Source organism: Pseudonocardia sp. SID8383 (assembly GCF_009864975.1).
Lineage (GTDB): Bacteria > Actinomycetota > Actinomycetes > Mycobacteriales > Pseudonocardiaceae > Pseudonocardia > Pseudonocardia alni.
On the sequence record NZ_WWFY01000338.1, the window covers coordinates 1 to 7,940 of the forward strand.

Sequence of the window (7,940 nt, forward strand, 5' to 3'; positions counted from 1 at the left end):
GACGACCGTGCCCCGGCGGCGCCGCGTCGTCGCCGTGACGACACGGAGGAGCAGCCCCCACAGCGGCGGCGTCGCCCGGCGGGCGGAGGCCCGCGGCGGGGACGTGCCGGCCGCGACGAGCCGGACCGGGAGCCGGTGGGCGACCGGGACGAGGAGGTCCTGGACGACACGGGAGCCGACGACGGGACCGGGGACGAGGCCGACACCGATACCGGGGACGACCGGGAGACCGACCTCGACTCCGACGACGACTCCGACGACGAGCCCGATCCCGATCCCGATCCCGAGTCCGAGGAGGAGAGGGAGCCCGAGCCCGAGGTGATCGTGGACCAGCTCGGTGACGACGAGGAGGACGGCTTCGACGAGGACGACTCCCCCGAGGACGAGGGACCGGACGACGAGGTGACAGAGGGCGAGGAGCCTGAGGACGCGGAGCCGGAGGCGCGACCCGACCCGCCCCGGCGTCGCATCGGCGCCCGCGCGGCCGCCCGCGCCGCCGTCGAACAGATCGCGGAGATGACCGGCCGCGCACCGGAGGGGGTCACGTTCGTCCGCAGGCAGGACGACAGCTGGCTGGTCGGTGTCGAGGTCGTCGAGACCGAGCGCATCCCCGACTCCTCCGACGTGCTCGCCGTCTACGAGGCCGAGCTCGACGACGAGGCCGAGCTGATGTCGTACCAGCGGGTCCGGCGCTACCCGCGCGGCCGCGGCGACGACGACTGAGGGAGGACCATGAGCGACGCCGTCCGCTGGAGCAGTCCCGGTGCGCCGCAGCGCCGCACCGAGCGACCGCCCCGGCAGTCGGGCACCGACCTGGCCGACATCCTCGAGCGCGTCCTGGACAAGGGCATCGTCATCGCCGGCGACATCCAGGTGAACCTGCTCGACATCGAGCTGCTGACCATCAAGATCCGGCTGGTCGTGGCCTCGGTGGACCGCGCCAAGGAGATGGGCATCGACTGGTGGGAGCGCGACCCGACGCTGTCGGGCGGCCGCGACGAGTTGGAGGAGGAGAACGCACGGCTGCGTGACCGGGTGGAGCGCCTCGAACGCCTGCTCCCCGCCGACGAGCGGTCCGCGCCGTCCGACGACACCCACGACGGTCCTGACGGGGCATCGGCCCGGGCCGACGACGCCGCCGTCGAGAGGTCGATCGACCGGGCCGTCGCCGACGCCGAGACCGACGCCGAGACCGACGGGACCGCCGCCGACGACGCGGCCGACGGACCGGCCGACGGACCGGCCGACGAGACCGATGACGACGGACCCGGCGAGGACGGACCCGGCGAGGACGAACCCGGCGAGGACGAACCCGACGACGGACCAGACCCGGCCGGTCACCGGGGCCGGGCCGGCGCGGAACAGGACGGGGACGGACCCGAGGCCCCACCCCGTCGCACCCGTCCCGCCGCCACCCGGCGGCGCCGCACGACCACCACCCGTCGCCCGGCACGCGGGAAGGACTGAGCCGTGGACCTGACCTACGTCTACGCCGTGGGCGACGCTGCCCCGCCCGACCTGGCCGGGCTAACGGGCATCGGCGGCCGCCCGGTGCACACGGTGACCGGCGGCGACGCGCTCTGGGCTGCCACCGGCACCGTCCCCGAGTCCGACTTCGGCGAGAGCGCCCTGACCGCCCGGCTGGAGGACCTGACCTGGCTGGCGACCACCGCGCGGGAGCACCACGCCGTCGTCGACGCGCTCGGTGCGCGCACCGTCGTCGCGCCGCTCGCCCTCGCGACGGTCTACCGCGACGACGACCGGGTCCGCGCCGTGCTGACCGAACGGCACACCGCGTTCGCCGAGGTCCTGGACCGGCTCCGGGGCCGCACCGAGTGGGGCGTGAAGGCCTACGCCACGACGCGGCCGGAGCGCCGCGACGTCGGGCGGGCGTCGTCCGGGGCCGAGTACCTGCGCCGCCGTCGCCGGGAGCTCGACCGCGTCGCGGGCGACGACGACACCGCCCACGCCGCGGCGCAGCGGCTGCACGAGGCGGCGGCGCGGGCCGCGGTGACGACGCGACGGCACCGGCTGCACGCCCCCGCGCTGACCGGACGCACCGAGCCGATGGTCCTCAACGGCGCCTACCTGGTCGACGACGCCGACCGCGACACCTGGCGCGCCGCCGTCACGGGGGCCGCGGACGGCGCCGGGCTCACCGTCGAGGTCACCGGGCCGTGGGTGCCGTACTCGTTCGTCGAGGAGGAGCGGTGAGCACGGGGGAGACCGGCCTCGCCCACCGCGAGGTCGCGCTGGTCGACCTGCTGGACCGGCTGCTCGCCGGCGGGGTCGTGCTGGCCGGTGACGTCACCGTCTCGCTGGCCGGGGTGGACCTGATCCGCATCTCGCTGCGCGCGCTGATCGTGTCGATCGCCCCGGCCGGGCGGCAGGCGGGGGAGGAGCCGCCCGATGACGCCTGACCCGCGCCCCGGCGGCCGGATCGACATCGACCGCGACGCCGTCCGCCGGGACCTCATGAAGCTGGTGCTGACGATCGTCGAGCTGCTGCGTCAGCTCATGGAGCGCCAGGCGCTGCGCCGCGTCGAGCAGGGCGACCTCACCGACGACGAGGTCGAGGACCTCGGCAGCGCCCTCATGCACCTCGAGGAGGCGATGGACGAGCTCACCGCGGAGTTCGGTCTGACCGCGGCGGACCTGAACCTCGAGCTCGGCCCGCTCGGTCCGCTGCTGCCCCGGCACCGCTCGTGACACCCCCGCCGGGCAGCACCGCGCGCACCGCCCGCACGTGCGCCTCGAACTCGCGGGTCCGCGACCGCAGCACCCGCTCCCCGCCCGGGGTCAGCCGGTACCCGCGGCTCCCGGCCGGGCGTCGCACCAGCCGGTTCCGTTCGAGCCGGTGCAGCGCCCGGTACACCGAGCCCGCCGACAGGGCCAGCGCGCCGCCGGAGCGGTCGAGCACGGCGTCGCGGACCGCGGCCCCGTCGCCGGGGGCGTCGTGGACCGCGCCGAGGAGCAGCAGGTCCAGCGTCGACCGGTCCGGTGGCCGCATGGGCGCGCTCCCTCCGCACGTCGGCTCGAACTGCAGCGTTCCCCCGCCCGGGCGGGCGGAAACCGACACACACCCGGAACCGAGAGGACCGATCGTCATGGCCGTCCCCGCGAGGACCCGATGAGCATCGCGACGCAGGAGGCCCCCGCGGTCCCGCAGGCCCGGGAGCCGCGCACGGCGACCCCGCCGGCGCCGCCCGACCCGATGACGCAGTTGCGCGCCGCCGGGGAGCGGATCCTGGCCGCACTCGTCGACCGGATCGCCGCGCTCGCCTGCGACCAGGTCGACCGCCTGGCCGACTCGCTGGAGCGGATGGCGGCCGACGGCGGGCCGGGTCTCGGCGCCGCGCTCGGCGCGGGCAAGGCCCTCGCCCGCGGTGACAACCCGGTGTGGGGCGCGATCAAGGGCGGGTTCGCCGCGCTCGGGACCGCGGCGAAGGTGCTGATCGGCGTCGTCGTGGCGCTGGCGCCGGTGCTGCTGCTGGTGGCACTGGTCGTCGCGATCGTCGCCGCGCTGGTCTGGGCCGTGGTCGCGGCCGTGCGGGCCGCCACCGGCTGAGGTCAGAGGGTGAGCAGCATCCGCACGTTGCCCAGGGTGTTCGGCTTCACGTGGGCGAGGTCGAGGAACTCGGCGACGCCGGCGTCGTAGCTGCGCAGCATCGCCGCGAACACCTCGGCCGACACCGGCGTCCCGTCGATCTCGGCGAAGCCGTGCCGGGCGAAGAACTGCTTCTCGAACGTGAGCACGAACAGCCGCTCCAGCCCGAGGTCGCGTGCGCCGTCGATCAGGGCGGCGACGATCCGGTGCCCGACCCCGCGGCCCAGCACCGACGGCGACACCGCGACCGTGCGGATCTCACCCAGGTCCTCCCAGAGCACGTGCAGGGCGCCGCAGCCGACGACCGTGCCGTCGACCTCGGCGACGAGGAACTCCGGGACCGCCTCGTAGAGGGTCACGGTCTCCTTGGCCAGCAGCACCGTGCCCGCGTACTCGTCGACGAGCTCGCGGATCCGGCGGACGTCGCGGGTGCGGGCACGGCGGACGATCACGTCGGGAACCGGGGCGGGGACGGGCTCGGGCACGGCAGGAGAGCCTAGACCGGGGCCGTCGGACCCGGCGTCTACCCTGGTACCCGTGGCTTCCCCCGAGAACGCACCCCGGCGCGCCGCCCTGCTGACGCTGGGCTGCGCGCGCAACGAGGTCGACTCCGAGGAGCTCGCGGGCCGCCTGGCCGGGTCCGGCTGGGAGCTGGTCGACGCCGAGGACGGCAGCCCCGACGTCATCGTCGTCAACACCTGCGGATTCGTCGAGCAGGCGAAGAAGGACTCGATCGACACCGTGCTGGCCGCCTCGGACGTGGCCCGTCCGGCGGGGGCGAAGGTCGTCGCCGTGGGCTGTCTCGCCGAGCGCTACGGCGCCGAGCTGGCCGCCGACCTGCCCGAGGCCGACGCGGTGCTCGGCTTCGACGCCTACCCCGAGCTCGCCGAGCGCCTCGGCGACGTCCTGGGCGGGCACGCCCCGGCCCCGCACGTCCCCACCGACCGCCGCACGCTCCTGCCGATCTCCCCGGTCGAGCGCCCGGCCGCGACCGCGGACGTCTCGGTCCCCGGTCACGACTGGGTGCCCGACATCGCGCGCACCCGCCTCTCCGGCGGGCCGGTCGCGTCGCTGAAGCTCGCGTCGGGCTGCGACCGCCGCTGCGCGTTCTGCGCCATCCCGAGCTTCCGCGGCAGCTTCGTGTCCCGCCCGCCGGCCGACGTGCTCGGCGAGGCCGCCTGGCTCGCCCGGCAGGACGTGCGCGAGCTCGTCCTGGTCAGCGAGAACTCCACCAGCTACGGCAAGGACCTCCCCGGCGGCACCCGCGCACTGGTCGACCTGCTCCCGCAGCTCGCCGGGATCGACGGGGTCGAGCGGATCCGGGTCGCCTACCTGCAGCCGGCCGAGCTGCGGCCCGACCTGCTCAGGGTCATCGCCACCACGCCGGGCGTCGCGCCCTACTTCGACCTGTCGTTCCAGCACGCGTCGGCGCGGGTGCTGCGCCGGATGCGCCGCTTCGGGTCGCGCACCGACTTCCTCGACCTCTGCGAGCGCATCCGCGCGCTCGCCCCGGAGGCCGGGATCCGCTCCAACGTCATCGTCGGGTTCCCCGGCGAGACCGAGGAGGACCTCGCCGAGTTGGAGGCCTTCCTCACCGGTGCCCGGCTCGACGCCGTCGGTGTGTTCGGCTACTCCGACGAGGACGGCACCGAGGCCGAGGGCTACGACGGCCACGTCGACCCGGCCGAGGTGCAGGCCCGTGTCGCGCGGATCTCCGCGCTGGTCGACGAGCTGATGGAACAGCGCGCCGAGGAACGCATCGGCACCGAGGTCGTCGTGCTCGTCGAGTCCGGGGAGAGCGACGAGGACGACTGCACCGGCCGCGCCGCGCACCAGGGCCCCGACGCCGACGGCGAGTCCACCGTCGTCGGGGCGGCGCAGGACGGCCCGGAACCGGACTCGCTGCGACCCGGTGACCTGGTCCGCTGCCGCGTCGTGGACACCGAGGGTGTCGACCTGCTGGTGGAGGCCCTGGAACTGCTCGACCCGCGTGTGCCGGCCGCGGCCGTCCCGGCGGCCTCCGCAGCCGGATGAGCTCGCACCCGGCCGGGGGCACCGCCGGAGTCGGTGACCCGCCGCTGCTGAACATCGCGAACGCGCTGACCGTCCTGCGGCTGCTGCTCGTCCCGGTGTTCGTCGTCGCGCTGTTCGTCGACGGCGGCGAGGACGTGATGTGGCGGCTGGTCGCGTTCGCCGTGTTCGTGATCGCGGCGGCCACCGACCGGCTCGACGGCCAGCTGGCCCGCAGCCGCGGGCTCGTCACCTGGTTCGGTGCGCTGGTCGACCCGATCGCGGACAAGGCCCTGATGGGCGCCGCCCTGATCGGGCTGTCGATCCTCGGGGTGCTGCCCTGGTGGGCGACGATCGCGATCGTCGTCCGCGAGCTCGGCATCACCGCGCTGCGCTTCGTCGTGATCCGCCGTCGCGGGGTCATCCCGGCCAGCCGCGGCGGCAAGGCCAAGACCGTCGCCCAGACCGTCGCGATCGGGCTGTTCCTGCTCCCGCTGCCGGAGCTGCTGGGCCCCGGCGCCGCCGCGACCGCCGTGCTCGTCCTCCAGTGGGCGGTGATGGCCGTCGCGCTGGTGCTCACCGTGGTGACCGGCGCCGACTACGTCCGCAAGGCCGTCCGCCCCCGGCCCGCCTGACCTGCGGGGACGATCCGGGGCCCACGCGGCGTTGAGGTGTTCGCCGTGGGCGGACAGCGTCACGGCGCGTGGGAACCGGGGAAGTCGGTACGGTGAGACATCACCGGGTGTCCGGGGAGCAGTCGAGGAGGGCACATGCTGCTGCGGGAAGCGATCGGCAGTGGGCTGCGTGAGGTGCGTACCGCGCGCCGGCGCACGCTGCGCGACATCTCGCGGGCCGCGCGGGTGAGCCTCGGGTACCTCTCCGAGGTCGAGCGCGGGCGCAAGGAGCCCTCCAGCGAGCTGCTCGCGGCGATCTGCGAGGCGCTCGGGGTCTCCGTGCCGGACCTGCTGACCATCGTCGCCGCCGAGATGGCGACGGCGACGTCCGCCGCGGCCGCGGGCCGTCGCGACGACGTGCTCGTCCCGATCGGGCAGCGGCACGCCGAGCTGCGGTTGGCCGGGCGGCCGGGTTCCGTGGTCGCCGCGCCGGCGTCCTCGGGCGGGCCGGTGGCCTCGGCTGCCTGATCGCACGGCCCGCCCCGGCCGACCGCTCCTGCGCGGTAGGGTGCGGACAGACCGGCAGCGATGCCAGGATGGACAGGGCCGGAGGTCCGGTGCCGACCACGGGGGGAACGCGGGGTCGGTCCGGGGTCCGCACGCCCGCCGTGGTGGCGGGCACGGTCGCGAGCGAACGCAGGCGGAGGACGCGCAGAGATGGCCAACGGATTCACCAAGTTCTTCAGCTATCTGTCGGCCCTGTTCTCGTCGAAGGTCGACGAGCACGCCGACCCGAAGGTGCAGATCCAGCAGGCCATCGAGGACGCCCAGCGCCAGCACCAGCAGCTGTCGCAGCAGGCGGCCGCGGTGATCGGCAACCAGCGTCAGCTGGAGATGAAGCTGAACCGGCAGCTGGGCGAGATCGAGAAGCTGCAGTCGTCGGCACGCCAGGCGCTCGTGCTGGCCGACCAGGCCCGCTCCCAGGGCGACGAGCAGAAGGCCCAGCAGTACGAGCAGTCGGCGCAGACCTTCGCGACGCAGCTGGTGACCGCGGAGCAGGGCGTCGAGGACCTCAAGACGCTGCACGACCAGTCGATCGGTGCCGCCGCGCAGGCCAAGCAGGCCGTCGAGCGGAACTCGATGATGCTGCAGCAGAAGATCTCCGAGCGCACCAAGCTGCTCAGCCAGCTCGAGCAGGCCAAGATGCAGGAGCAGGCCGCGAAGTCGCTGCAGCAGATGAGCGAGCTCTCCGCGCCGCGCAACGCGCCCTCGCTCGACGAGGTCCGCGACAAGATCGAGAAGCGGTACGCGACCGCGCTCGGGTCCGCGGAGCTGGCCCAGAACTCGGTGCAGGGCCGGATGCTGGAGGTCCAGCAGTCGACCACCGACATGGCCGGCATGTCGCGGCTGGAGCAGATCCGGGCGTCGATGTCGGGGGCGCCGATCGCCGGGGGTCAGCAGGCCCCGCAGGTGGGCCAGGGGGAGGCGCAGCAGCAGCTGCCGTCCTCGCCGGCGCCGGCCCAGCAGCAGAACACCCAGAACCAGCAGCAGCCCGGCACCGCCTGAGCCGCTCGCCCGTTCCGTCCCGTCCGCCGCGGTCCCGCCCAGGGACCGCGGCGGACGTGTGTCCGGGCCCGGGCGGCTGTCCGCAGGCCCGGCCGCCGGTGGCGCCCGTGGCAGCAGGGGTCAGCGGGTGCGGGCGGCGCCGG

At 74.9% G+C, this 7,940-nt stretch carries 11 protein-coding genes and 1 pseudogene; 10 read left to right on the top strand and 2 right to left on the bottom strand.

The features are described 5' to 3' along the window. The 5 genes and pseudogenes from gvpO to GTW08_RS08020 form a co-directional block, all read left to right on the top strand. The coding region (gvpO, locus tag GTW08_RS08000; protein ID WP_237453645.1) for a gas vesicle protein GvpO at positions 1-723 on the top strand (723 nt) is incomplete at its 5' end. Between the two features lie 9 nt (positions 724-732). Beyond that, positions 733-1,050, top strand: a pseudogene (locus GTW08_RS08005) (gas vesicle protein); the annotation flags it as partial. Positions 1,051-1,470: 420 nt separating this feature from the next. Continuing rightward, positions 1,471-2,214 (top strand): GvpL/GvpF family gas vesicle protein, encoded by a 744-nt coding sequence (locus GTW08_RS08010; protein WP_073578105.1) that lies wholly within the window; start codon positions 1,471-1,473, stop codon positions 2,212-2,214. After that, a complete protein-coding gene (locus GTW08_RS08015; RefSeq protein ID WP_062401191.1) occupies positions 2,211-2,420 on the top strand; it encodes a gas vesicle protein in 210 nt (69 codons plus the stop codon). The genes GTW08_RS08010 and GTW08_RS08015 overlap by 4 nt, the downstream gene beginning before the upstream one ends. Next, the gene (locus GTW08_RS08020) at positions 2,410-2,709 is read left to right on the top strand and encodes a gas vesicle protein K (RefSeq protein WP_073578104.1); all 300 of its coding nucleotides are present in this window, start codon (positions 2,410-2,412) and stop codon (positions 2,707-2,709) included. Before GTW08_RS08015 ends, GTW08_RS08020 begins: the two co-directional genes overlap by 11 nt. Here the strand turns inward: GTW08_RS08020 and GTW08_RS08025 are convergent. Then, positions 2,624-3,109, bottom strand: a complete 486-nt coding sequence (locus GTW08_RS08025) for a PadR family transcriptional regulator (protein WP_083659077.1) — start codon at positions 3,107-3,109, stop codon at positions 2,624-2,626. The genes GTW08_RS08020 and GTW08_RS08025 overlap by 86 nt on opposite strands. Before the next feature lie 21 nt (positions 3,110-3,130). Here GTW08_RS08025 and GTW08_RS08030 point away from each other — a divergent pair, with 21 nt between their 5' ends. Continuing rightward, positions 3,131-3,568 (top strand): hypothetical protein, encoded by a 438-nt coding sequence (locus GTW08_RS08030; RefSeq protein WP_083659076.1) that lies wholly within the window; start codon positions 3,131-3,133, stop codon positions 3,566-3,568. Positions 3,569-3,570: 2 nt separating this feature from the next. On the opposite strand, the gene GTW08_RS08035 is transcribed toward GTW08_RS08030, so the two are convergent. After that, entirely contained in the window at positions 3,571-4,092 is a 522-nt protein-coding gene (locus GTW08_RS08035) for an amino-acid N-acetyltransferase (protein ID WP_073578102.1), read from the bottom strand. Between the two features lie 52 nt (positions 4,093-4,144). On the opposite strand from GTW08_RS08035, the gene rimO reads away from it, so the two are divergent. The 4 genes from rimO (at position 4,145) to GTW08_RS08055 (ending at position 7,797) form a co-directional block, all read left to right on the top strand. Further along, positions 4,145-5,641: a 30S ribosomal protein S12 methylthiotransferase RimO gene (gene rimO, locus GTW08_RS08040; protein ID WP_161151703.1), complete on the top strand. Its 1,497-nt coding sequence runs from the start codon at positions 4,145-4,147 to the stop codon at positions 5,639-5,641. Beyond that, the gene (pgsA, locus tag GTW08_RS08045) at positions 5,638-6,252 is read left to right on the top strand and encodes a CDP-diacylglycerol--glycerol-3-phosphate 3-phosphatidyltransferase (RefSeq protein WP_161151704.1); all 615 of its coding nucleotides are present in this window, start codon (positions 5,638-5,640) and stop codon (positions 6,250-6,252) included. The genes rimO and pgsA overlap by 4 nt, the downstream gene beginning before the upstream one ends. A 135-nt stretch (positions 6,253-6,387) precedes the next feature. Next, a complete protein-coding gene (locus tag GTW08_RS08050; RefSeq protein WP_073578100.1) occupies positions 6,388-6,759 on the top strand; it encodes a helix-turn-helix domain-containing protein in 372 nt (123 codons plus the stop codon). A 189-nt stretch (positions 6,760-6,948) separates the two neighbouring features. Next, positions 6,949-7,797, top strand: a complete 849-nt coding sequence (locus GTW08_RS08055; RefSeq protein WP_073578099.1) for a PspA/IM30 family protein — start codon at positions 6,949-6,951, stop codon at positions 7,795-7,797. Positions 7,798-7,940: the final 143 nt, after the last annotated feature.

Bases quoted from the DNA above. Each gene is read 5' to 3' on its own strand.
- GTW08_RS08020 (WP_073578104.1), top strand. From the start codon at position 2,410: ATGACGCCTGACCCGCGCCCCGGCGGCCGGATCGACATCGACCGCGAC.
- GTW08_RS08025 (WP_083659077.1), bottom strand. From the start codon at position 3,109: ATGACGATCGGTCCTCTCGGTTCCGGGTGTGTGTCGGTTTCCGCCCGC.
- GTW08_RS08030 (WP_083659076.1), top strand. From the start codon at position 3,131: ATGAGCATCGCGACGCAGGAGGCCCCCGCGGTCCCGCAGGCCCGGGAG.
- pgsA (WP_161151704.1), top strand. From the start codon at position 5,638: ATGAGCTCGCACCCGGCCGGGGGCACCGCCGGAGTCGGTGACCCGCCG.
- GTW08_RS08050 (WP_073578100.1), top strand. From the start codon at position 6,388: ATGCTGCTGCGGGAAGCGATCGGCAGTGGGCTGCGTGAGGTGCGTACC.
- GTW08_RS08055 (WP_073578099.1), top strand. From the start codon at position 6,949: ATGGCCAACGGATTCACCAAGTTCTTCAGCTATCTGTCGGCCCTGTTC.